This is a genomic window from Mumia zhuanghuii, from assembly GCF_042681565.1.
In the GTDB taxonomy this organism is placed as follows: domain Bacteria; phylum Actinomycetota; class Actinomycetes; order Propionibacteriales; family Nocardioidaceae; genus Mumia.
Map to the genome: position 1 here is coordinate 1,810,621 of NZ_JBHUFT010000008.1, position 21,750 is coordinate 1,832,370.

At 69.2% G+C, this 21,750-nt stretch carries 22 protein-coding genes; 17 read left to right on the top strand and 5 right to left on the bottom strand.

The window, feature by feature from the left end:
- The first annotated feature begins 8 nt into the window (after positions 1-8).
- On the top strand, positions 9-485 hold the full coding sequence (locus ACFSDF_RS17175) for a MarR family transcriptional regulator (RefSeq protein ID WP_167003542.1): 477 nt from the start codon (positions 9-11) through the stop codon (positions 483-485).
- Positions 486-537: 52 nt separating this feature from the next.
- Here the strand turns inward: ACFSDF_RS17175 and ACFSDF_RS17180 are convergent, their stop codons facing one another.
- Positions 538-1,011, bottom strand: coding sequence for an Lrp/AsnC family transcriptional regulator (locus ACFSDF_RS17180; protein WP_167003540.1), 474 nt, complete (start codon positions 1,009-1,011; stop codon positions 538-540).
- A gap of 234 nt (positions 1,012-1,245) precedes the next feature.
- On the opposite strand from ACFSDF_RS17180, the gene ACFSDF_RS17185 reads away from it, so the two are divergent.
- From ACFSDF_RS17185 to ACFSDF_RS17200, 4 genes are read left to right on the top strand one after another with little or no spacing between them, the layout of a single operon-like run.
- Positions 1,246-2,394 carry a polyamine ABC transporter substrate-binding protein gene (locus ACFSDF_RS17185; RefSeq protein ID WP_167250435.1) on the top strand — a complete coding sequence of 383 codons (1,149 nt, stop codon included), beginning with the start codon at positions 1,246-1,248 and terminating at the stop codon, positions 2,392-2,394.
- Positions 2,378-3,544 (top strand): ABC transporter ATP-binding protein, encoded by a 1,167-nt coding sequence (locus ACFSDF_RS17190; RefSeq protein ID WP_167003536.1) that lies wholly within the window; start codon positions 2,378-2,380, stop codon positions 3,542-3,544. The genes ACFSDF_RS17185 and ACFSDF_RS17190 overlap by 17 nt, the downstream gene beginning before the upstream one ends.
- On the top strand, positions 3,544-4,404 hold the full coding sequence (locus ACFSDF_RS17195; RefSeq protein WP_377158441.1) for an ABC transporter permease: 861 nt from the start codon (positions 3,544-3,546) through the stop codon (positions 4,402-4,404). The genes ACFSDF_RS17190 and ACFSDF_RS17195 overlap by 1 nt, the downstream gene beginning before the upstream one ends.
- Positions 4,401-5,219: an ABC transporter permease gene (locus tag ACFSDF_RS17200; protein ID WP_377158443.1), complete on the top strand. Its 819-nt coding sequence runs from the start codon at positions 4,401-4,403 to the stop codon at positions 5,217-5,219. The genes ACFSDF_RS17195 and ACFSDF_RS17200 overlap by 4 nt, the downstream gene beginning before the upstream one ends.
- 199 nt (positions 5,220-5,418) lie before the next feature.
- On the opposite strand, the gene ACFSDF_RS17205 is transcribed toward ACFSDF_RS17200, so the two are convergent.
- Positions 5,419-6,795, bottom strand: coding sequence for an aspartate aminotransferase family protein (locus ACFSDF_RS17205; RefSeq protein WP_167250441.1), 1,377 nt, complete (start codon positions 6,793-6,795; stop codon positions 5,419-5,421).
- A gap of 142 nt (positions 6,796-6,937) precedes the next feature.
- On the opposite strand from ACFSDF_RS17205, the gene ACFSDF_RS17210 reads away from it, so the two are divergent.
- Entirely contained in the window at positions 6,938-8,380 is a 1,443-nt protein-coding gene (locus tag ACFSDF_RS17210; RefSeq protein WP_167250443.1) for a gamma-aminobutyraldehyde dehydrogenase, read from the top strand.
- 126 nt (positions 8,381-8,506) lie between these two features.
- On the opposite strand, the gene ACFSDF_RS17215 is transcribed toward ACFSDF_RS17210, so the two are convergent.
- A complete protein-coding gene (locus tag ACFSDF_RS17215) occupies positions 8,507-9,151 on the bottom strand; it encodes a response regulator transcription factor (RefSeq protein ID WP_377158445.1) in 645 nt (214 codons plus the stop codon).
- Positions 9,148-10,305, bottom strand: a complete 1,158-nt coding sequence (locus ACFSDF_RS17220) for a sensor histidine kinase (protein ID WP_377158447.1) — start codon at positions 10,303-10,305, stop codon at positions 9,148-9,150. The genes ACFSDF_RS17215 and ACFSDF_RS17220 overlap by 4 nt, the downstream gene beginning before the upstream one ends.
- A 140-nt stretch (positions 10,306-10,445) precedes the next feature.
- Here ACFSDF_RS17220 and ACFSDF_RS17225 point away from each other — a divergent pair, with 140 nt between their 5' ends.
- The 5 genes from ACFSDF_RS17225 to ispG all read left to right on the top strand — a co-directional run bounded on the left by ACFSDF_RS17225 (position 10,446) and on the right by ispG (position 16,071).
- The gene (locus ACFSDF_RS17225; RefSeq protein WP_377158449.1) at positions 10,446-11,393 is read left to right on the top strand and encodes an ABC transporter ATP-binding protein; all 948 of its coding nucleotides are present in this window, start codon (positions 10,446-10,448) and stop codon (positions 11,391-11,393) included.
- Positions 11,390-12,190, top strand: a complete 801-nt coding sequence (locus ACFSDF_RS17230) for an ABC transporter permease (RefSeq protein ID WP_377158451.1) — start codon at positions 11,390-11,392, stop codon at positions 12,188-12,190. Before ACFSDF_RS17225 ends, ACFSDF_RS17230 begins: the two co-directional genes overlap by 4 nt.
- Positions 12,191-12,299: 109 nt before the next feature.
- On the top strand, positions 12,300-13,562 hold the full coding sequence (gene dxr / locus ACFSDF_RS17235; RefSeq protein WP_167003518.1) for a 1-deoxy-D-xylulose-5-phosphate reductoisomerase: 1,263 nt from the start codon (positions 12,300-12,302) through the stop codon (positions 13,560-13,562).
- Positions 13,559-14,860: a M50 family metallopeptidase gene (locus tag ACFSDF_RS17240; protein WP_377158453.1), complete on the top strand. Its 1,302-nt coding sequence runs from the start codon at positions 13,559-13,561 to the stop codon at positions 14,858-14,860. Before dxr ends, ACFSDF_RS17240 begins: the two co-directional genes overlap by 4 nt.
- Positions 14,861-14,922: 62 nt before the next feature.
- Positions 14,923-16,071: a flavodoxin-dependent (E)-4-hydroxy-3-methylbut-2-enyl-diphosphate synthase gene (gene ispG, locus ACFSDF_RS17245; protein WP_167003516.1), complete on the top strand. Its 1,149-nt coding sequence runs from the start codon at positions 14,923-14,925 to the stop codon at positions 16,069-16,071.
- Here ispG and ACFSDF_RS17250 read toward each other — a convergent pair.
- Positions 16,068-16,580, bottom strand: coding sequence for a DinB family protein (locus ACFSDF_RS17250; protein ID WP_377158455.1), 513 nt, complete (start codon positions 16,578-16,580; stop codon positions 16,068-16,070). The genes ispG and ACFSDF_RS17250 overlap by 4 nt on opposite strands.
- Positions 16,581-16,665: 85 nt before the next feature.
- Between ACFSDF_RS17250 and ACFSDF_RS17255 the strand changes: the two genes are divergently transcribed.
- The 6 genes from ACFSDF_RS17255 (at position 16,666) to ACFSDF_RS17280 (ending at position 21,730) form a co-directional block, all read left to right on the top strand.
- Positions 16,666-17,508, top strand: a complete 843-nt coding sequence (locus ACFSDF_RS17255) for a GNAT family N-acetyltransferase (protein ID WP_377158457.1) — start codon at positions 16,666-16,668, stop codon at positions 17,506-17,508.
- Positions 17,508-18,083: a hypothetical protein gene (locus ACFSDF_RS17260; protein ID WP_377158459.1), complete on the top strand. Its 576-nt coding sequence runs from the start codon at positions 17,508-17,510 to the stop codon at positions 18,081-18,083. Before ACFSDF_RS17255 ends, ACFSDF_RS17260 begins: the two co-directional genes overlap by 1 nt.
- A 124-nt stretch (positions 18,084-18,207) precedes the next feature.
- On the top strand, positions 18,208-18,783 hold the full coding sequence (locus ACFSDF_RS17265) for a hypothetical protein (RefSeq protein ID WP_377158461.1): 576 nt from the start codon (positions 18,208-18,210) through the stop codon (positions 18,781-18,783).
- The gene (locus ACFSDF_RS17270) at positions 18,780-19,346 is read left to right on the top strand and encodes a hypothetical protein (protein ID WP_167003506.1); all 567 of its coding nucleotides are present in this window, start codon (positions 18,780-18,782) and stop codon (positions 19,344-19,346) included. The genes ACFSDF_RS17265 and ACFSDF_RS17270 overlap by 4 nt, the downstream gene beginning before the upstream one ends.
- Positions 19,343-19,906 (top strand): hypothetical protein, encoded by a 564-nt coding sequence (locus ACFSDF_RS17275; protein WP_377158463.1) that lies wholly within the window; start codon positions 19,343-19,345, stop codon positions 19,904-19,906. The genes ACFSDF_RS17270 and ACFSDF_RS17275 overlap by 4 nt, the downstream gene beginning before the upstream one ends.
- Positions 19,907-19,969: 63 nt before the next feature.
- Positions 19,970-21,730 carry a proline--tRNA ligase gene (locus tag ACFSDF_RS17280; protein ID WP_377158465.1) on the top strand — a complete coding sequence of 587 codons (1,761 nt, stop codon included), beginning with the start codon at positions 19,970-19,972 and terminating at the stop codon, positions 21,728-21,730.
- Positions 21,731-21,750: the final 20 nt, after the last annotated feature.

The following is a 21,750-nucleotide window of genomic DNA, read 5'->3' on the forward strand; positions in this document are numbered from 1 at the left end:
TGGAGCACATGAGTACCCACGCGCGGCACCGCGACACCGAGGACGTCGAGGCGTATGGCGCGAGGCTCGGCATGGAGTTCAGCGACGCCGTCGTGCTGTTCCACGAGGCGATCGGCTCGCTCATGGGTCTGTCCGCCGCCGACCACAAGGCGCTCGGGATCATCCGCCGCGAGGGCCCGATGGCGGCCGGTGAGCTCGCGCAGCGCACCGCGCTGACGGCGGGGGCGGTTACGGGTCTGGTCGACCGGCTCGAAGAGGCCGGACTCGTCCGGCGCACGCGTGACCCGGTCGACCGGCGGCGCCAGGTCATCGAGGCCCGCGCGTCTGCACCGCCCGAGGTGCGCCGCGCCTTCGAGGGGTTGCAGCGCGCGATGGCGGGCGTCACTGCGCAGTTCGCCGACGAGGAGCTCGGTGTGATCGACCGGTGGGTCCGCGAGACGACGCGTGTGATGCGACAGCAGGCGGCCGCGATCGCGCAGGAGTAGGTCACGATACGGGCTCTTCCTCGCCCTTCTCGACCACCGGAATCGGTGTGGGCTACTGCACGCCCCAGGCGTACGTCTGCTTGCGGAGTCGGAGATAGACGAAGGTCTCGGTGTTCGTGACCGCCGGGATCGCGCGGATCTTGCTCGTGATGACGTCGAGCAGGTCGTCGTCGCTTTCGCAGACGATCTCGGCGAGCACGTCGAACCGTCCGGTCGTGATGACGAGGTAGTCGAGCTCGGGGATGGCGGCGAGGGAGTCGGTCACCGCGAAGACGTCCCCGTCCACGCAGATCCCGACCATCGCCTGTCGCGCGAATCCGAGCTCCAAGGGGTCGGTGACCGCGACGATCTGGATGATCCCGGCATCGGTGAGCTTCTGGACCCGCTGCCGCACGGCCGCCTCCGAGAGGCCCACCGCCTTGCCGATCGCCGCGTACGAGCGCCGTCCGTCGACCTGCAGCTCGGCGATGATGCGTTTGGACACGTCGTCGAGGATCGCCCCGTTGCCCGCCTTGCGCTCCGTCATGGGCTCATCCTGCCCGAGTGGTCGGCTCATGGCGCCGCGACCCGCACATCCGATACGGATTTCGGTCATTCTGTCCCAGTGGATCAGGTGAATTCGTTGCGGGAGGGTAAACAAATTGCGGAATCACTTGTCTGAGGGTGCCGATACATGTGACGATTCCGGCCAGGCCGAACGGCAGGCGGCGTCTTCGACAGGCGCCCGACAGGGAGTGAGGTCGCGCGAGTGGTGAGACAGATGAGCCGCCGGACGGTGCTCCGGGGCGCGGGGGCTGCGGCGTTCCTGGCCGGGAGTGCAGCCGTGCTCCCACTCTTCGGCACGCCCGACCGCCGCCAGGTCCCCGCGGACTGCGCGGCTCCCGACCGCAGCAGCGACGGGCGCCTGATCGTGTCGAACTGGCCGGAGTACATCGACCAGCCCGAGGACGGCTACGTCACAACGATCGAGCAGTTCCAGCAGGAGACGGGCATCACCGTCAGCTACACCGCCGACGTCAACGACAACAACGAGTTCTTCGCCAAGATCGTCAACCAGCTCGGTGCGTGCGAGCCGGTGAACCGTGACATGTTCATGCTCACCGACTGGGCGGCCGCGCGGACGATCCAGATGGGCTGGATCCAGCCGCTCGCCCCCGAGCGCGTCCCGAACCTCCATGCGAACCTCATCTCGTCCCTGCGCAACCTCTCCTGGGACCCCGATCGTGGCTACTCGGCTCCGTGGCAGGCCGGCCTGACGGGGATCGCGTACAACAAGTCCAAGGTCGGCGAGGTCCGCTCGTACGCCGAGCTCCTGACCCGCCCTGACCTCAAGGGCCGCGTCACGATGCTCACCGAGATGCCCGACACGATGGGCTTCATGCTGCTGAAGAACGGCGCCGACCCCGCCGACTTCACCGACGACGAGTGGGGCGTCGCGCTCGAGGACCTGAGGCGTGCGGCCGACGGTGGTCAGATCCGGGCGTTCACCGGCAACGAGTACGTCCAGGACCTCGCCGCCGGCAACATCGTCGCGTGCGAAGCGTGGTCCGGCGACGTGCTGGCTGCCGGCGACCCCAACATCGAGTTCGTGGTCCCCGAGGAAGGGCTCATGATCTGGGCCGACAACATGCTCATCCCCAACCAGGCAGCGCACCAAGAGAACGCCGAGAAGTGGGTCGACTTCTACTACCGGCCCGACGTCGCGGCCAAGCTCGCCGCGTACGTCAACTACATCTGCCCCGTCCAGGGCGCGCAGGCCGAGATGGAGAAGATCGATCCCGAGCTCGCCGCCAATCCGCTGATCTTCCCCGACGACGAGACCCTCGCCATGACCCACTCGTTCATGGCCCTGGAGGAGTTCCAGATGCGTGAGTACGAAGGAGACTTTGCCGATGTCACTGGTGGCTGACGACGACACGACCACGCGTGAGGGCTCGACCTCCGGTCGCGACCTTCGCCTCACGGCGGTCACCAAGTCGTACGGTGCGTTCACGGCGGTCAAGTCGCTCGACCTGGTCGTCCCCGAGGGCTCGTTCTTCGCACTGCTCGGCCCGTCCGGCTGCGGCAAGACCACGACGTTGCGGATGGTCGCAGGTCTCGACGTGCCAACCTCGGGCACGATCGCGCTGGGCGACCGTGAGATCACGTACGACAAGCCCTACAAGCGGCCCGTCAACACGGTCTTCCAGAGCTATGCGCTCTTCCCGCACCTCGACGTGGCCGAGAACGTCGCGTTCGGCCTCAAGCGCCGGGGCGTGAAGGACACCAAGGCGAAGGTCGCCGAGATGCTCGACCTCGTCGAGCTCGGCGGCCAGGGCAACAAGAAGCCGTTCCAGTTGTCCGGCGGGCAGCAGCAGCGCGTCGCGCTCGCCCGTGCCCTGATCAACAGCCCCGAGGTGCTGCTGCTCGACGAGCCGCTCGGTGCGCTCGACCTCAAGCTGCGGCGCGGCATGCAGATCGAGCTCAAGCGCATCCAGACCGAGGTCGGGCTGACCTTCGTCCACGTCACGCACGACCAGGAGGAGGCCATGACCATGGCCGACACGGTCGCGGTGATGAACGGCGGCGCGATCGAGCAGATGGGGGCTCCGGAGGCCCTGTACGACAACCCGGAGACCACGTTCGTCGCGAACTTCCTCGGCCAGTCCAACCTGCTCGCGGGGGAGATCCTCGGTCCGGACGACGACGTCGTGAAGGTGTCGGTCCAAGGCACCACGGTCTCGATCCCGAGCCCTCGCTGCCACGCTGACGGCACCCGCGGCTGGGTCGGCATCCGGCCGGAGAAGGTCATGATCGCCGGAATCGGTGGTGAGATCGACGCCCCGGGCAACCGCTTCGAGGGCGGTGTGGTCTCCGACGTGAGCTTCGTCGGAGTCAGCACCCAGTACCTCGTACGGATGCCGTGGGGGCAGGAGCTCATGGTGTTCGAGCAGAACACCGGGCGGCGACCGATCTTCTCGGTCGGCACCCCGGTCGACCTGTCGTGGCGACCCGAGTACGCGTTCCTCCTCGACGCGAGCCAGGACGCGAGCGCCGGCGTCGAGGACGGGGACGACTGATGGCCCAGACCCGGGGCAGGAGGCGCCTCACCGGCTACTGGCTGATGCTGCCGGGTGCGCTGTGGCTGGGGCTGTTCTTCCTGGTGCCGTTCTACTCGCTGATCGCGATGAGCCTCTACGACCCGCAGGGCTCGAGTCTGACCGGGTACGACATGACGTGGCACTTCGCGAACTACGTCGACGTGATCCAGGCGTACTGGCAGCCTCTGCTGCGGTCGTTCTGGTACGCGGCGCTCGCGACGATCGCGTGCCTGATCCTCGGCTACGTGCTGGCGTACGCGATCGCGTTCAAGGCCGGGCGCTGGAAGAACCTCATGCTCGTGCTGGTGATCGCGCCGTTCTTCACCAGCTTCCTGATCCGCACGCTGTCGTGGAAGCTGATCCTCGCCGACGACGGCTGGATCGTGAACTCGCTGCAGTTCCTCGGCATCCTCGGTGACGAAGGGCGCCTGCTCGCGACGCCGTTCGCGGTGGTCGCGGGTCTGACGTACAACTTCCTGCCGTTCATGGTGCTGCCGCTGTTCGCGAGCCTCGACAAGGTCGACCACCGGCTGATCGAGGCGGCCGGGGATCTGTACGCGTCGCCGCGGCGGGCGTTCTTCAAGGTGACGCTCCCGCTCTCGATGCCCGGCGTGATCGCGGGGACGCTGCTGACGTTCATCCCGGCGGCCGGCGACTACATCAACTCCGAGCTCCTCGGCAGCCCCAACCAGCGCATGATCGGCAACGTCATCCAGAACCTGTTCACCAACCAAGGCGACTACGCCGCGGCGGGGGCGCTGTCGATGACGCTGATGATCATCATCACGATCGGCGTCGTGTTCTCCCTCCGGCGCGTAGGGACGGAGGACCTCGTATGAGCCCGCTCCACAAGCTCGGTCGGTGGATCGGCGACCACCTGGTCCTCGCCCTCGGTGTCCTGGTGCTGATCTACATGTTCGTGCCGATCGCGATCGTCGCGCTGATGAGCTTCAACGACCCGTCGTCGCGCAACGTCTACAAGTTCGACGGGTTCACGCTGCACAACTGGCTCAACCCGTGTGAGCCGGCGGGCATGTGCTCGTCCGTCGCCCGCAGCATCGAGATCGGCCTGCTGGCGACGCTGGTCGCGACGATCCTGGGGACGCTCGCGGCGTTCGCGCTGGTGCGGCACCAGTTCGCCGGGCGTGGCCCGCTCAACACGCTGATCATCCTGCCGATGGCGGCCCCCGAGATCGTCCTCGGCTCGTCGATGCTGGCATTGTTCGTGTCGGCGGGGTTCGGGGGCCAGCTCGGATTCTGGACGATCTTCATCGCGCACGTCACGTTCTGCCTGTCGTTCGTCATCATCACGGTGCGCGCGCGGCTCTCGGGACTCGACGACAACCTCGAGCAGGCGGCGATGGACCTGTACGCCACGGAGAGCCAGGCGTTCTGGCGGGTCACGTTCCCGCTGGTGTTCCCCGGCATCCTCGGCGCTGCGCTGCTGAGCTTCTCGCTGTCGTTCGACGACTTCATCATCACGAACCTCAACGCAGGCCAGACCGTGACCTTCCCGATGTACGTGTGGGGCGTCGCGCAACGGGGCATCCCGATGCAGGTCAACGTCATCGGCACGGCGATGTTCGTGATCGCGGTCGCGATCGTCCTTGCCAACGAGTTGAGCCGCCGCCGCCAGGCGAAGGTCGCGGCCTAGCGTCGTACGACGCGCGCGGTTGGTTGGGGCACCCGTGTGGGGGTGCACTGACCCGAGCGTGCACGGTCGGGTCGGTGTCGCTTCGCTCGGGTACCCCAGCGGGTGCCGTGGTGGAACGGCCGCGCGGGCCCGCCGGAGGACGTACGACGAAGGCCGCCGCCCCGGGGGTACGGGGACGGCGGCCTTCGCGGCGTACAGGTCAGAGCAGGTTCTGGCCCTCGGTGATGACCGAGCGCAAGATCCGCTCCATCTCGTCGAAGTGCTCCTGGTCGCAGATCAGCGGGGGAGCGAGCTGCACGACCGGGTCGCCACGGTCGTCGGCACGGCAGTAGAGGCCCGCGTCGTACAACGCCTTGGACAGGAACCCGCGCAGCAGCCGCTCGGACTCGTCCTCGTTGAACGTCTCCTTGGTGGCCTTGTCCTTGACCAGCTCGATCCCGTAGAAGTAGCCGTCGCCGCGGACGTCACCGACGATGTCGAGGTCGAGCAGCTTCTCGAGCGTGGAGCGGAACCCGTCCTCGTTGGCGCGGACGTTCTCGTTGATGCCCTCGCGCTCGAAGATGTCGAGGTTTGCCATGGCGACGGCCGTCGAGACCGGGTGCCCGCCGAAGGTATAGCCGTGCAGGAACGACTCGTGGCCCTTCAGGAACGGCTCCATCAGGCGGTCCGACGCGATCATCGCGCCGAGCGGCGAGTAGCCCGACGTCAGGCCCTTGGCGCACGTGATGATGTCGGGCTGGTAGCCGTAGCGCACCGCGCCGAACATCTCGCCGAGACGCCCGAACGCGCAGATGACCTCGTCGGAGACCAGCAGGACGTCGTACTCGTCGCAGATCTCACGGACTCGCTGGAAGTATCCCGGCGGGGGAGGGAAGCAGCCGCCCGCGTTCTGGACGGGCTCCAGGAACACCGCAGCGACGGTGTCGGGGCCCTCGAACTCGATCGCCTCGGCGATCCGGTCAGCGGCCCAGCGGCCGAACGCCTCGGGATCGTCACCGTGCTCGGTCGCGCGGTAGATGTTCGTGTTGGGGACGCGGAACGTGCTCGGCACGAGCGGCTCGAACGGCGCCTTCATGTCCGGGATGCCGGTGATCGACAGCGCGCCCTGCGGGGTGCCGTGGTAGGCGATGTTGCGGCTGATCACCTTGTGCTTGGTGGGCTTGCCAGTGAGCTTGAAGTACTGCTTGGCGAGCTTCCACGCAGACTCGACCGCCTCGCCGCCGCCGGTCGTGAAGAAGACACGGTTGAGGTCGCCGGGTGCGTACGAGGCGACGCGCTCGGCGAGCTGCACGGCCGGCGGGTGCGCGTACGACCACAGCGGCATGAACGCCAGCTCGCGGGCCTGCTTGGCAGCAGCCTCGGCGAGCTCCTCACGGCCGTGCCCCACCTGGACGACGAACAGGCCCGCGAGCCCGTCCAGGTAGCGCTTGCCTGCGGTGTCGAAGAGATATGCGCCCTCCCCCTTGGCGATCACGGGCACGTCCGAGCTCTCGTACGTGCTGTGCCGCGTGAAGTGCATCCAGAGGTGGTCCTTGGCGGCGCGCTGAAGACGTGCGTCGTCCCACTGTTCGCTCATGGAACGAGTATCGCCCACGAAGCGGCCGCAGGCAAAGGTTTTCGGTTGCGAGAGGCTGCTACAGATACGAAATCCGTAGGCACGGGCCTGCTTGACCATTCAATCCATTGTCAGCGGCCGTTGCCTGTGCCAGATTGAGGTTATGACCGAGACCCTCACGAACTTCGTCAACGGCGACAAGGTGGCGGCGCTCGACGGCGCCACGTACGACGTCATCGACCCTTCGACCGGACAGGCGTACGCCTCCGCGCCGATGTCGCGCGAGGCCGACGTCGACGCGGCGATGAGGGCGGCTCAGGGCGCCTTCGACAACGGCTGGCGCGACACGACCCCACGCGAGCGTCAGGCGGCGCTGATCAAGCTCAACCAGGCGATCCACGACCGCCTCGACGAGATCGTCGACGTGGAGGTGAAGAACACCGGCAAGCCGCGCGGACTGACCGTCAGCGAGGAGATGCCGATGGTCGACGACGCGTTGACCTTCTTCGCAGGGGCGGCGCGCGTGCTCGAGGGGCGCGCGGCCGGCGAGTACATGGCCGGCCACACGTCGATGATCCGACGCGAGCCGATCGGGGTCGTCGCCCAGGTCACGCCGTGGAACTATCCGCTGCTCATGGGCATCTGGAAGATCGCGCCCGCGCTGGCGGCCGGCAACACGATCGTGCTCAAGCCGAGCGACACGACCCCCGCCTCGACGGCCCTGCTCGCCGAGATCGCGGCCGACATCCTCCCGCCGGGCGTGCTCAACGTCGTGTGCGGTGACCGCGACACCGGCCGGGCGCTCGTCGCGCACCCGACGCCGGCGATGGTCGCGATCACCGGCTCGGTGCGGGCGGGCATGGAGGTGGCGCGATCGGCGTCCGAGGACGTCAAGCGCGTCCATCTCGAGCTCGGCGGCAAGGCGCCGGTCGTGGTGTTCGACGACGCCGACATCGAGGCGGCTGCGGCGGCGATCGCCGAGGCCGGCTACTTCAACGCCGGCCAGGACTGCACAGCGGCGACCCGCGTGCTTGCCTCGCCTCGGGTGTACGGCGACTTCGTCGACGCGATCGCCGAGCAGGCCAAGGGGCTCAAGACCGGACTCCCCGACGACGAGGACGCGCTGTACGGTGCGCTGAACAGCGCCCCGCAGCTCGAGCGCGTCTCCGGGTTCGTCGATCGTCTCCCCGGACACGCGAAGGTCGCGGCAGGCGGATCGCGATCCGGCGGCGACCTGGCGCAGGGCTACTACTTCGAGCCGACGGTGCTGGCGGACCTCCGGCAGGACGACGACGCGATCCAGAACGAGATCTTTGGTCCGGTCATCACGGTGCAGCAGTTCTCCGACGAGGACGAGGCGGTGCGCTGGGCCAACGGCGTCCAGTACGGCCTCGCGTCGTCGGTCTGGACGAAGGACCACGGTCGCGCCATGCGGATGGCCAAGCGGCTCGACTTCGGCTGCGTGTGGATCAACACCCACATCCCGCTCGTCGCGGAGATGCCGCACGGCGGGTTCAAGCACTCCGGCTACGGCAAGGACCTCTCGATGTACGGGCTCGAGGACTACACGCGCGTGAAGCACGTGATGAGCAACATCGAAGCCTGAGCCTCCGTACGCCCGCCCTCACTTTCCGTTGGGCCCCACGGAAAGTGAGCGCCCCACCGGAAACTTCCGGTGGGGCACTGCGTCTTCGGTGGGCCCCACGGAAAGTGACAGGACCAGCGGGGGGCCTCAGACCAGGCCGGCGTCGTGGACGGCGATCGCGACCTGCACCCGGTTTGCGGCGTCGAGCTTGGTGAGGATCCGCGAGACGTGGGCCTTGACAGTCGCAAGGCTCATGTAGAGGTCGGTCGCGATCTGCGCGTTGGACATCCCGCGGCCGACGGCGACGGCGACCTCACGCTCGCGCTCGCTCAGGACCTCCAACCGCGCCTGCGCATCGCCGTCCCCGTCACCGAGGTCGCGTACGCGGCGGATCAGCTGCTCGGTCACACTCGGCGAGAGCATCGGCTCGCCCCCAGCGACCTTGCGCACCGCGTCGACGAGCACCTCCGGCGGCGTGTCCTTGAGGAGGAACCCGCTCGCGCCGTGCCGCAGTGCGCGCAGCACGTAGTCGTCCGCGTCGAACGTCGTCAGCACGATCACGTACGGGGGATCAGCGGCGCGCTGCAGCTCGGCGGTCGCCGTGAGCCCGTCCATCCGCGGCATGCGGATGTCCATCAGGACGACGTCGGCCGGATGCTCGCGCAGCGCCTGGAGCGCGGCCGCGCCGTCACCCGCCTCCGTCACGACCTCCAGGTCGGCGGCGCCACCGAGGATCAGCCGCAGCCCGGCGCGTACGAGGGCGTCGTCGTCGACCAGGGCCACACGGATCATGCCGGCCACGGTAGCGCCAGCGTCAGGACGAACTCGTCGCCGGTGATCCGATGGGTGAGGGTCCCGCCGACAAGGTCGGCGCGCTCGGCGAGGCCGACCAGCCCGAGCCCCGACGTGGGCAGCCGCTCGTGCACCGACCCGACGCGCAGCGGGTTGCGGACCTCGACGACGACGCCGTCCTCGGGCGCACCCCGCAGCGTCGCCGTGACGGAGGTGTCGGGCGCGTGCTTGTGGGCGTTGGTGAGTGCCTCCTGGACGACCCGGTAAGCCGTACGGCCGAGCCGCTCGGGCGGACCGAGCGTCGTGACCTCGTCGTCGAGGCGCACCCGCATGCCCGCCGACTGCGCGCCGCAGACGAGATCGGGCAGGTCGGCCCACGACGGCTGTGGTCGATCGCCGTCGTCCTCGCCGGCGCGGAGGATGCCGAGCACCTCGCGCAGGTCGGTCAGGGCGAGGTGCGCGTGGTCGCGGATGACCTCCGACGACGCGCGGACCTCCTCCGGCGGAAGGTCGGTCCGGTACGCGAGCGCTCCGGCGTGCATCGCGACCATGGAGATCCGGTGGGCCAGGACGTCATGCATCTCGCGGGCGATCCGGGCACGCTCGGCGATCTGGGCCTGTGCGACGCGGCTGGACTGCTCGGCCTCGGCGACGCGGGCGCGCTCACGCAACGTGTAGAGGAGCTCGCGCCGCGAACCGACGTACATGCCGATGGCGAAGACGATCGCGACGAGCATGACGCCCATCGCCAGGACGAATCCCCGCTCGTCCCTGATCGAGGGATCGATGAAGACGACGACGACCGTCTGGACCAGTACGAGGGCGCCGACGGGCACGATCTCGCGGAGGCGGCGACGGGTCGCGAGCGACGTAGCGGCGAGCAGCGCGGAGCCGGCGGCCGACATCGACCCCATCGCGATGACCGTGGTGAGCACGGCGACCCCGACGGGGTACCGGCGGCGCTGCGTCACTGCCGCCAGGGCGATCACGCCGCCGAGCAGGTCGAGCCAGAACCACCACGGTGCGTGATCGGCCTGCCACTCAGCGACCGGGATCCAGACGATCGCACCGACTCCGGAGGCGAGACCGAGGCGCCACGCCTGGCTCCACCAGCGCAGCGGCGGCTGGTACGCCGCGGGGTCGACCTCGTCCACGCTCACCAGCCTAGGCGAGCCCTTCACGTCCCCGTACCGGCCGAAGGTCGCCGATCCTCGGCCGAACCCCTACTTTCGGCTATCTGTCCCGATCCCATGGGCCGATGTCCGTGACCCCTCGTGCGGGGGATGCTGGAGGCATGATCGAAGTCCAGAACCTCTCGAAGAGGTACGGCGACCACCTCGCCGTCGACAACATCACCTTCGGGTGCCGCCCGGGCACGGTGACCGGCTTCCTCGGCCCGAACGGTGCCGGCAAGTCGACGACTCTGCGGATGCTCGCCGGCCTGACTCACCCGACGTCGGGCTCCGCGACGATCGGCGGCCACCGCTACACCGACATCCCCAACCCCGGTGCGCAGATCGGCGTCCTCCTCGACGCCTCTGCACAGCACAACGGCCGGACGGGCCGCGAGGTCCTTACGATCGCCTCGCACACGATGGGCCTGCCCAAGAACCGCGTCGACGAGATGCTCGAGCTCGTGGGCCTCTCCGCCAAGGAGGCCAAGCGGCGGGTCGGCAACTACTCGCTCGGCATGCGCCAGCGTCTCGGCATCGCCCAGTCGCTGCTCGCGGACCCGCAGGTCCTCGTCCTCGACGAGCCCGCCAACGGCCTCGACCCTGCAGGCATCCACTGGATGCGCCAGCTGCTGCGCCACTACGCCGACCGTGGTGGCACGGTCCTGCTGTCGTCGCACCTGCTCCACGAGATCGAGGTCATCGCCGACGAGATCATCGTGATCGGCAACGGCCAGATCGTCGCCCAGGGTCGCAAGGAGGAGCTACTCGCCGGCGCGGGCACCTTCGTACGCGCGCTGGAGCCGGATGCGCTGGCTCGCGCGCTCTCGGTCGCGGGCATCCACGTCACGCCCGCGACCTCGGACGGGTTCGTCACGGACGCCGACCCCGCCGACGTCGGCAAGGCCGTCGCTGCTGCGGGTGTCGCCCTGATCGAGTTGCGGCCGGGAGACCGCGCCGGGCTCGAGGACCTGTTCTTGCAGCTCACCGCCGGCAACCAGCGCGACGCGCTCGCGCCGGCTCCCGCCCCCGACTTCGGCCCGAACGTCCCCCAAGGAGGCCAGGCATGACCGCGCTCGCTCCCGAGGTCGGCATCGACCTCACCCGTCCCCGCGTCCCGTTCGTCCGGCTGGTGCGGGTGGAGCTGCGCAAGCTCGCCGACACCCGGGCGGGCAAGTGGCTCCTCGGCACGATCGCCGCGATCAGCCTCCTGGTCATGATCATCATGCTGTGGGTCGGCCTCGCCGAGGACGTGAATCTCGGTTTCACTGACTTCCTCGCCGGGATGAACATCCCGATGGGTGTGCTGCTGCCGGTCCTGGGCGTCCTGTCGGTGACCAGCGAGTGGTCACAGCGCACCGCGCTGGTCACCTTCACCCTCGAGCCGAACCGCGGCCGGGTGCTGGCCGCGAAGGTCGTCACGGGTCTGCTCACGGCACTGTTCGCCGTCGTCGCCGCCCTCGTCGCCGCCACGATCGGCACGCTGCTGATGGCCGTCCTCGGCTCCGGGGAGACGAGCTGGAGCATCGACGCCAGCCAGTTCGTCGGCTTCTACGCCGGGCAGGCACTCGCGCTGCTCATGGGGATCACGTTCGGCATGCTGCTTCTGAGCTCCCCGGCGGCGATCGTCGTGTACTTCGCGTGGGCGTTCGTGCTGCCGACGATCTTCGGGATTGCGGTCGCGTTCATCGGCTGGTTCGGCGACGTGTGGCCGTGGATCGACTTCTCGGCTGCACAGGCACCGCTGTTCCAGGCCGGCGGGCCCAGCGGTGAGGAGTGGGCGCACCTCGGTGTCTCCGGCCTCATCTGGCTCGTCGTCCCGTTCGTCCTCGGCTGGTTCCGGGTGCTGCGCAGCGAGATCAAGTAGCGCGCGTGCCTCGTCCCCGATTCGGGCACTTCTCCACCGAACTCCGACCGGTGTTCGGTGGAGAACCGCCCGAATCGGGGACGGGAGGGGCACCTGGAAGACTGTCCCCATGGTGCAGAGCCGAAGCGTGCCCACAGCACGACGCCGCGACGTCGTCGTCCTCGGATCGACCGGCTCGATCGGGACCCAGGCGCTCGAGCTGGTCACCGCGAACCCCGACCGATTCCGCGTCACCGGCATCGCCGCGGGCGGCAGTGACCCGGTCCTCCTCGCCCAGCAAGCGATCGCCCACGAGGTCGAGATCGTCGCCGTCGCGCAGGCCACCGCCGCCCAGGACGTCCAGCTCGCGCTGTACGCCGAGGCGCAGCGCCGCGGCTACGCCGAGGGGCAATACCGGCTCCCGCGCATCCTCGCCGGCCCTCGCGCCGCCACCGAGCTCGCCGCGACGCCGTGCGACGTGGTGCTCAACGGGATCACCGGCGCCGTGGGCCTCGGCCCGACCATCGCCGCGCTCGAGGCAGGCACGACGCTCGCGCTGGCCAACAAAGAGTCGCTGATCATCGGAGGTCCGGTCGTCACCGCCCTCGCGCGGCCCGGTCAGATCGTGCCCGTCGACTCTGAGCACTCGGCGATCGCCCAGGCGCTGCGCAGCGGCACGGCAGACGAGGTGCGTCGCCTGGTCCTCACTGCGAGTGGCGGCCCGTTCCGTGGCCGTACCCGCGACGAGCTCACCGACGTCACCCCCGAGCAGGCGCTCGCGCACCCCAACTTCGCGATGGGGCCGGTCATCACGATCAACTCCGCGACCCTGGTCAACAAGGGCCTCGAGGTGATCGAGGCACACCTTCTGTTCGACGTGCCGATGGAGCGCGTCGACGTCGTCGTCCATCCGCAGCAGATGATCCACTCGATGGTCGAGTTCGTCGACGGCTCCACGATCGCGCAGGCGTCGCCGCCGTCGATGCTGATCCCGATCGCCCTCGGCATGGGCTGGCCCGACCGTGTCCCGGACGCCGGCCCGGGCTGCGACTGGACGAAGGCCTCGCAGTGGGACTTCGCCGCGCTGGACGACGACGCGTTCCCCGCCGTACGCCTCGCCCGTCGTGCCGGGACCGCCGGAGGCACCGCCCCTGCGGTCTACAACGCCGCCAACGAGGCGTGCGTCGCCTCGTTCCTCGCCGGAGAGCTGCCGTTCCTCGGGATCGTGGACACCGTCGGCGCCGTTCTCGACGAACACCTCACCGCCGCGCGCGTACTCTCGGAAGAGGAGCCGCTGACCGTCGACGACGTCCTGGCGGCCGACACGACTGCCCGTACGAGAACCCACGAGCTGATCGCGGGCCACCAGAGTGCCGCAAAGGAGCGCCGATGACGGAGGTGCTGCTCTATACCCTTGGTGTCGTCGCCGTGGTCATCGGCCTCGCGGTCTCGATCGCGCTCCACGAGGTCGGGCACATGCTCCCGGCCAAGAAGTTCGGCGCCAAGGTCACCCAGTACTTCGTCGGCTTCGGCCGCACGGTCTGGTCCACCCGTAAGGGCGAGACCGAGTACGGCGTGAAGGCGATCCCGCTCGGCGGCTTCGTGAAGATCGTCGGCATGCTCCCGCCGCACCCTGGCGACGGCCCCGGGCAGGTCCGCCAGTCCAACACCGGGATGTTCACCCAACTCATCTCCGACGCCCGCTCGGCGGAGTACGAGCACGTGACGCCGGAGGACGAGCCGCGCCTGTTCTACCGCCTGCCGTGGTGGAAGAAGGCGATCGTGATGGTCGGCGGCCCGGCCGTCAACCTCGTCATCGCGTTCGTGCTGTTCGCCGCCGTCTTCATGACGATCGGCGCGAGCACCGTCAACACCACCGTGTCGGCGGTGTCGGACTGTGCGATCCCGTCGAGCGAGGCCGGACGCACCTGCACCACCTCCGACCCGGTCGCGCCAGCGAAGCAGGCCGGTCTCGAGGTCGGCGACGAGATCACGTCCTTCAACGGCACTCCGGTCACGAGCTGGGACCAGCTCTCGCGCGCGATCCGGGCCAACGGCAATGCACCGGCGACCATCGGGTTCGCGCGCGACGGCACCGACCGTACGGTCACCGTCAACACGTCCGTCCAGGCACGGACGTCGCTGGACGATCCCGACAAGGTCGAGGACGTCGGCTTCCTGGGCGTTTCGCCGACGCCGACGTACGAGCGCGAAGGCCTCGGCTATGTCGTCACCACGATGGGCGACATGACGGTCAACACCGTCAAGGCGATCGGGTCGCTGCCCGCGAAGATGGTCGAGGTCACCAAGGCCGCGTTCGGCGCCGAGCGCGCGGACGACACGCCGATGAGCCCGGTCGGTGCGAGCCGTGTGGCCGGCGAGGTGACGTCGGCCGAAGGCACCACGTGGACCGACCGCGTCCACTTCGTCGCCCTGCTGCTGGCGAGCATCAACCTCTTCATCGGCATCTTCAACCTGATCCCGCTCCTCCCGCTCGACGGCGGCCACATCGCCGGGGCGCTGTGGGAGGGGCTGCGCAACGCGATCGCGAGGCTGCGGCGCAAGCCGATCCCGGGGCCGGTCGACGTCGCCAAGATGCTCCCCGTCGCGTACGCCATGGGTGCCGTCCTCCTGGTGATGGGCATCATCCTGGTCTACGTCGACATCGTGAACCCCGTACGCCTGACCTGACCGTCGCACCACCTGATCTCGATCCGCACCGTTCGATCCGTACCGAGGAGACCTGGAACCGCATGGACGTCAACCTGGGAATGCCGGCCGCCCCGCCGCCGGTGCTCCGGCCCCGCCGACCCAGCCGAAAGATCAAGGTCGGCAAGGTCGAGGTCGGCGGAGACGCCCCGATCTCGGTGCAGTCCATGACGACGACGCCGACGGTCGACGTCAACGCGACCCTCCAGCAGATCGCCGAGCTCACCGCTGCCGGCTGCGACATCGTGCGTGTGGCGTGCCCGAGCCAGGACGACGCCGAGGCGCTGCCCGACATCGCGCGCAAGTCGCAGATCCCCGTGATCGCCGACATCCACTTCCAGCCGAAGTACGTCTTCTCCGCGATCGAGGCCGGCTGCGCCGCGGTGCGCGTCAACCCGGGCAACATCCGCAAGTTCGACGACCAGGTCAAGCAGATCGCGCAGGCCGCGAAGGACCACGGCACGTCGATCCGGATCGGCGTCAACGCGGGCTCGCTCGACAAGCGGCTGCTGGAGAAGTACGGCAAGCCGACCCCGGAGGCGCTCGTCGAGTCGGCCGTGTGGGAGGCGTCGCTGTTCGAGGAGCACGACTTCCACGACTTCAAGATCTCGGTGAAGCACAACGACCCGGTCGTGATGGTGCGGGCGTACGAGCTGCTCGCCGAGAAGGGCGACTGGCCGCTGCACCTCGGCGTCACCGAGGCGGGGCCGGCGTTCCAGGGCACGATCAAGTCCGCGACCGCGTTCGGTGCGCTGCTGAGCCAAGGGATCGGTGACACGATCCGCGTCTCGCTGTCGGCGCCGCCGGTCGAGGAGGTCAAAGTCGGCATCCAGATCCTCCAGGCGCTCAACCTGCGTCCCCGCAAGCTCGAGATCGTGTCGTGCCCGTCGTGCGGCCGCGCCCAGGTGGACGTCTACACGCTGGCCGAGGAGGTCACCGCCGGCCTCGAGGGCATGGAGGTGCCGCTGCGCGTCGCCGTCATGGGCTGCGTCGTCAACGGTCCGGGCGAGGCGCGCGAGGCCGACCTCGGGGTCGCCTCCGGCAACGGCAAGGGCCAGATCTTCGTCAAGGGCGAGGTCATCAAGACCGTGCCGGAGTCGAAGATCGTCGAGACGCTCATCGAAGAGGCGATGCGGATCGCCGAGGAGATGGAGCCGGTCGAGGGCGCGTCGCCCGAGGTCGCCGTCTCCTAGGCTTCGGTGTCCGCCCCGGCGAGCTCGGCGACAATGTCGAGGTGCCCGGCGTGGCGCGCATACTCCTGGACCAGGTGCAGCAGGATCCATGCAAGGTTCGGAGGGTCCTCCGAGAACCGTCCACCGAGCTGCGCGACGTCTTCCAACGAGGCATCCGACGTGATCTCACGGGATCGGGCGGTCCGTGCGACGAAGCGGCGACGTAGCTCCTCGTACGACGTGTCGTCTGCTACCGACCATCCGCCCTCCGGCGTGGCGTCGCCCCACGGGTCGGCGACCTGCTCGGCGAGGAACCCCCACTCCAGCCAGCGGCGTTCGACGTGCGTGAGGTGGGTGAGCAGCCCGATCGGCGTCCACCCCGACGGGACTCGCGTACGCCGCCGCTCGTCGTCGCTCATCGCGTCGAGCGTGAGCAGCACGGCGTCGCGCAGATGGTCGAGCTGCCCTTCCAGGAGCCGGAGGGGGTCACGCAGGGCCTGCGGAGGCTCGCCGAGCGGTGTGTCGGGCATCTCCAGACCGTACGTCGTCCGCGGACCATGGCCCGTGCGGGGGTAGCCGGATAGGCTCACCACACGACCGGCGGGAGGAGGACGCATGCTGAGCACCACGACGGGTGTTCGCGTGCTGTACGAGGACGATCTCCCGCTCCTGCAGACGCTCATCGACCGTGACCCGATAGTCAACCTGTTCGTCGACCACCGCGCGACGACGACACGTCTCCAGGCGCGTTGGCTGGGCGGTGAGGTCTGGGGCTATTTCGAGGACGGCACGCTCGTCTCCGCCTGCCACGTCGGCGCCAACCTCGTCCCGGTGGAGGCGACCGACCGCGCGGTCGACGCCTTCGCCTACCGAGCCGAGAGCCACGGCCGACTGTCGTCGTCGATCGTCGGTCCCCGTGACGCCGTCGTCCGGCTGTGGGACCACCTCGCACCCGAGTGGGGGCCGGCGCGCTCCCTGCGGCTCGATCAGCCGTTCCTGGAGATCGCCGGGCCACCGGCGGTGACGCCTGACCCGCGGCTGCGCCCGGTGCTCATCGACGAGATCGACCTCCTTTATCCGGCGAGCGTCGCGATGTTCACCGAGGAGGTCGGCGAGAGCCCCGAGCTGCCCGGACGCAACAGCTACCGCGCGCGCGTCACGCAGCTGGTCAGCCGCGGCTGGGCGTACGCGATCATCGAGGACGGCGAGGTGCTCTTCAAGGCCGAGGTGGGGTCGGCGACCGCACGCGGCTGCCAGGTCCAAGGGGTGTACGTGTCGCCCGAGCACCGCGGCAAGGGGCTCGGTACGGCAGGGATGGCCGCTGTCGTCGAGCGCGCGCAGCGTGAGGTCGCGCCGGTCGTGTCGTTGTACGTGAACGACTACAACATCCCCGCACGGCGGGTGTACGAGCGCGTCGGCTTCGTCCAGACCACGACCTTCGCGTCGGTGCTGTTCTGATGCGCGCCGGACGTACGGCGGTGACGCTCGCGATCGCCGTCCTGCTCACGCTCGGCCTCGTCGCCGCACCCGCGCAGGCGGCAGTACGCGACGTGCCCGACGCCCGCGGCGACGCGCTCAGCGCCCTCGACATCTCGTCCCTTCGCGTGCGCAACGCCGAGCACCGGGTCACGGTCGCGCTGCGCATCCCGCGGCTCGAGCGTCGGCGGTTGGGCGGGTTCACGGTCTTCGTGGGCCGCAAGGTCGCGGGGCGCCCCGAGTACGCAGCGTCCAAGGTGCGGCGTGGCTCCGGCTGGGACACGACGTGGCAGCGTCTCGGCGACGAGCGGCGGAGCTGCAAGGGCTTGCGGATGCAGGTCAAGCCGCGTCGCGTCGTCGTCTCGATCCCTCAACGGTGCCTCGACGCCAACCGCTCCGCCGTGCGCGTGCAGGTCGCGGTGTTCACCCGCGCCTACCTTCGCGGCGACGTCCCCGACGAGGTGCTGCTCGACCCGTCCCCGGGTCCGACGCTGCCGATCGACGGGGTGCCGAAGGTCCGCGGCACGAAGATGACGCGCTGGGTCGCCTACCGCTGACAGTGACGGCCTCGTACGGGGCCTACTCACCCGAGATCTCGATCGCGTCACAGCGAGCAGACAGCCGTTCTGCCTGACCCTGTGGCGGGCTACGCTGCGGCCACCATCAACGCAGGAGCACCCCATGATCCGTACCCTCCGGGCCCTCGCTGCCGCCGGCGCCGCCGCAGCCCTCGTCGTCACCGCGACCGCCTCGCCCGCCGCTGCGAAGACCCGCAGCTTCACCGACAAGAAGGACGACGCGACCTCTGCCCTCGACATCACCAAGGTGAAGGTCACCAACAAGAAGAGCGCCGTCGTCGTGCGCCTGTCGGTGCCGGGGCTTCGCAAGTCGAAGGTGGGCGGCGTCATGGTCGGCGTCCGCACCAAGGCCAAGGGCCGCCCCGAGTTCGTGTCGATGAAGATGCGCATGGAGGGTGCCGGCTGGATGCCGCTCATGCTCATGGACGAGGACTCCGAGGAGCTCGCCGTCGCGTGCAAGGGCGATCGTGTCCGCTTCAACAAGAAGTCGATCACCGTCCGCCTCCCGCAGCGCTGCCTGGGCGCCAACACGAAGGCCGTGAAGGTCGTTGCCGCCGTCTTCGGGCGCGACGACGAGATCCTCCTCGAGGAGGAGCCCGAGGAGGGTCCGGAGGCGCAGATCGACGTCTACCCGAGCCTGACCTCCGAGCGCATGTCGCCCTGGGTGCGCTACCGATGAGGCGCACTCTCCGTACGCTCGCGGTCGGTGCGGCGGTGTCGACGCTCGTCGTCGGCGCGGCCGCCTCACCGGCGGTGGCGAAGACACGCTCCTTCAAGGACGCGCGGGGCGACGCGACGGCCGCGGTCGATATGACCAAGATCAAGGTCGCCAACAAGAAGCGCGCTCTTGTCGTCCGCATCACCGTCCCCGAGCTCAAGAAGTCCGAGCTGGAGGCAGTCACCGTCACGATCGTGACGAAGGCCCGCGCTCGCCCGCTGTTCATCTCCAGCAAGGCGCGCTATCCCGACGGCCCATGGTCGTCGTTGGCCCTCATCAGCTTCCAGGACGAGTCGACCGTACGGTGCCGCGGTGACCGCATCCGTTTCGGTGCGCGCGCGATCACCGTGCGCATCCCGCAGCGCTGCCTCGACCGCAACCGCAAGCCCGTGCGCGTCAGTGTCTCGCTGGTCTCACGCCAGAACGACGGTGTCAGCTCGCCCCAGCCCGGGCCCGACACCTATGCCGACGGCTACCCGTCGCTCGTTTCGCCCAAGCAGCCGCCCTGGGTCCGCTACCGGTGAGCCGCGGGATGCGTGTGCTCGCGGTCGGGATGGCTGCATCGGCGCTCGTCGTCGGTGCAGCCGCCTCACCGGCGGCAGCCAAGACGCGCGGCTTCTCCGACACACGTGGTGACGCGACCTCTGCCCTCGACATCACGAAGGTGAAGGTCGCCAACAAGAAGCACGCGGTCGTCGTCCGGCTGTCGGTGCCAGGCCTGAAGAACTCACAGCTCGGCCTGGTCTCGGTCACCGTCAAGCCCCGGCACCGCCCGATGTTCGCGGTGACCAGGGCCCGCTTCGACGGCCGGTGGCACCGCGCCTCCCTCGTACGCCGCGATGTCGGCGCCGTGGTCCGGTGCAGGGGGGACCAGGTCGTTTTCGGAAGGCGGTCGATCACGGTCCGCATCCCGCACCGTTGCCTCGGCGGCTCCAACACGGCGGTCCGCGTCCGGGCCGAAGTCGTGGAGCGCGAGGACGAGCTGACACGCGGCCCGGCGCCCGCCTCGGCGGCCGTGTTGGGCGGGTCCGACACCTTCCCCGACGCCCGCCACGGGTTGTCCGCGTGGGTCCGCCGCGGCTGATCCGTCTCGTGCCCGGTCGCTAGGCTGGGCACCGCACACCCACCCCGAACCAGGAGTACGCCCGTGGTCACCCGCATGTCTCGTCTCTTCCTCCGTACCCTTCGCGAGGACCCGGCGGACGCGGAGGTCCCGTCGCACCGTCTCCTGGTTCGAGCGGGGTACGTGCGTCGCGCGGCTCCCGGCATCTATTCGTGGCTCCCGCTCGGTCTGCGGGTGCTGCGCAAGGTCGAGGGGATCGTCCGCGAGGAGATGAACCGCATCGGCGCCCAGGAGGTGTCGTTCCCCGCGCTGCTCCCCAGGGAGCCGTACGAGGCGACGGGGCGCTGGCAGGAGTACGGACCGAACCTGTTCCGCCTCAAGGACCGGCGCGACGTCGACATGCTGCTCGGCCCCACCCATGAGGAGATGTTCACGCTCCTCGTGAAGGACCTCTACTCGTCCTACAAGGACCTGCCGCTCGCGCTCTACCAGATCCAGACGAAGTACCGCGACGAGGCGCGACCCCGCGCGGGCCTGCTGCGCGGGCGCGAGTTCATCATGAAGGACTCCTACTCCTTCGACGTCGACGACGACGGCCTCAAGCGTGCGTACGAAGAGCACCGCGAGGCCTACATCCGGATCTTCGACCGGCTCGGTCTCGACTACGTCATCGTCCAGGCCGTCTCCGGAGCGATGGGCGGCTCGGCGAGCGAGGAGTTCCTCGCGACCGCCGTCAACGGCGAGGACACCTACGTCCGCTCGCCGGGGGGATACGCGGCGAACGTCGAGGCGGTGACCACCGTTGCGCCGGAGCCGCTGAGCGACGAGCAGATCGCGTCGCTCCCCGCGGCCCACGTCGAGGACACCCCGGACACGCCCACGATCGAGACCCTGGTGGCGCTGGCGAACGCGCGCTTCCCGCGCGACGACCGTCCTTGGACCGCGGCCGACACCCTCAAGAACGTCGTCCTCTGGGTCCGCCAGCCCGACGGTTCCCGCGAGGTCCTCGTCGTCGGGCTCCCCGGCGACCGCGAGGTCGACCTCAAGCGGCTCGAGGCCCAGGTCGCCCCGGGTGAGATCGACGCGTTCGAGGACGGCGACTTCGCCAAGCAGCCCGCACTGGTCCGCGGCTACATCGGCCCGCAGACGCTCGGGGAGGAGTCCGACTCCGGCATCCGCTATCTCGTCGACCCTCGCGTCGCGCGCGGCACGGCGTGGCTGACCGGCGCCGACGAGCCCGGCAAGCACGTCTTCGACCTCGTGTGCGGACGAGACTTCACGCCCGACGGCACGATCGAGGCCGCCGAGGTCCGCCCCGGCGATCCCGCTCCGGACGGCTCGGGTCCGCTCGAGCTCGCGCGCGGCATCGAGATGGGCCACATCTTCCAGCTCGGCCGCAAGTATGCCGACGCGCTTGGGCTGAAGGTGCTCGACGAGAACGGCAAGCTCGTCACGGTCACCATGGGCTCGTACGGCATCGGCGTCTCGCGCGCGGTCGCGGCCATCATCGAGAACAGCCACGACGAGTCCGGCATCGTGTGGCCCGCCGAGGTCGCCCCGTACGACGTGCACGTCGTCGCCACCGGCAAGGACGCCGAGGTCTTCGACACCGCGGCGCGCCTTGCCGAGGAGCTCGAGGCGGCCGGCGTCGAGGTGCTGTACGACGACCGTCCCAAGGTCTCGCCCGGCGTGAAGTTCAAGGATGCCGAGCTCATCGGTGTCCCGACGATCGTCGTGGTCGGCCGTGGGCTCGCCGAGGGCGTCGTCGAGGTCAAGGACCGCAAGACCGGCGTCCGCGAGAACGTCCCTCTGGACCTCGTCGTCGAGCAGCTCGCCTCGCGCTGACGCCTGTCGTGGGCACTGTG

What these genes read in the sequence shown, in the direction of transcription:
- ACFSDF_RS17175 (WP_167003542.1), top strand. Translation starts at nt 9, where the DNA reads ATGAGTACCCACGCGCGGCACCGCGACACCGAGGACGTCGAGGCGTAT.
- ACFSDF_RS17180 (WP_167003540.1), bottom strand. Translation starts at nt 1,011, where the DNA reads ATGACGGAGCGCAAGGCGGGCAACGGGGCGATCCTCGACGACGTGTCC.
- ACFSDF_RS17185 (WP_167250435.1), top strand. Translation starts at nt 1,246, where the DNA reads ATGAGCCGCCGGACGGTGCTCCGGGGCGCGGGGGCTGCGGCGTTCCTG.
- ACFSDF_RS17190 (WP_167003536.1), top strand. Translation starts at nt 2,378, where the DNA reads ATGTCACTGGTGGCTGACGACGACACGACCACGCGTGAGGGCTCGACC.
- ACFSDF_RS17195 (WP_377158441.1), top strand. Translation starts at nt 3,544, where the DNA reads ATGGCCCAGACCCGGGGCAGGAGGCGCCTCACCGGCTACTGGCTGATG.
- ACFSDF_RS17200 (WP_377158443.1), top strand. Translation starts at nt 4,401, where the DNA reads ATGAGCCCGCTCCACAAGCTCGGTCGGTGGATCGGCGACCACCTGGTC.
- ACFSDF_RS17205 (WP_167250441.1), bottom strand. Translation starts at nt 6,795, where the DNA reads ATGAGCGAACAGTGGGACGACGCACGTCTTCAGCGCGCCGCCAAGGAC.
- ACFSDF_RS17210 (WP_167250443.1), top strand. Translation starts at nt 6,938, where the DNA reads ATGACCGAGACCCTCACGAACTTCGTCAACGGCGACAAGGTGGCGGCG.
- ACFSDF_RS17215 (WP_377158445.1), bottom strand. Translation starts at nt 9,151, where the DNA reads ATGATCCGTGTGGCCCTGGTCGACGACGACGCCCTCGTACGCGCCGGG.
- ACFSDF_RS17225 (WP_377158449.1), top strand. Translation starts at nt 10,446, where the DNA reads ATGATCGAAGTCCAGAACCTCTCGAAGAGGTACGGCGACCACCTCGCC.
- ACFSDF_RS17230 (WP_377158451.1), top strand. Translation starts at nt 11,390, where the DNA reads ATGACCGCGCTCGCTCCCGAGGTCGGCATCGACCTCACCCGTCCCCGC.
- dxr (WP_167003518.1), top strand. Translation starts at nt 12,300, where the DNA reads ATGGTGCAGAGCCGAAGCGTGCCCACAGCACGACGCCGCGACGTCGTC.
- ACFSDF_RS17240 (WP_377158453.1), top strand. Translation starts at nt 13,559, where the DNA reads ATGACGGAGGTGCTGCTCTATACCCTTGGTGTCGTCGCCGTGGTCATC.
- ispG (WP_167003516.1), top strand. Translation starts at nt 14,923, where the DNA reads ATGGACGTCAACCTGGGAATGCCGGCCGCCCCGCCGCCGGTGCTCCGG.
- ACFSDF_RS17250 (WP_377158455.1), bottom strand. Translation starts at nt 16,580, where the DNA reads ATGCCCGACACACCGCTCGGCGAGCCTCCGCAGGCCCTGCGTGACCCC.
- ACFSDF_RS17255 (WP_377158457.1), top strand. Translation starts at nt 16,666, where the DNA reads ATGCTGAGCACCACGACGGGTGTTCGCGTGCTGTACGAGGACGATCTC.
- ACFSDF_RS17260 (WP_377158459.1), top strand. Translation starts at nt 17,508, where the DNA reads ATGCGCGCCGGACGTACGGCGGTGACGCTCGCGATCGCCGTCCTGCTC.
- ACFSDF_RS17265 (WP_377158461.1), top strand. Translation starts at nt 18,208, where the DNA reads ATGATCCGTACCCTCCGGGCCCTCGCTGCCGCCGGCGCCGCCGCAGCC.
- ACFSDF_RS17270 (WP_167003506.1), top strand. Translation starts at nt 18,780, where the DNA reads ATGAGGCGCACTCTCCGTACGCTCGCGGTCGGTGCGGCGGTGTCGACG.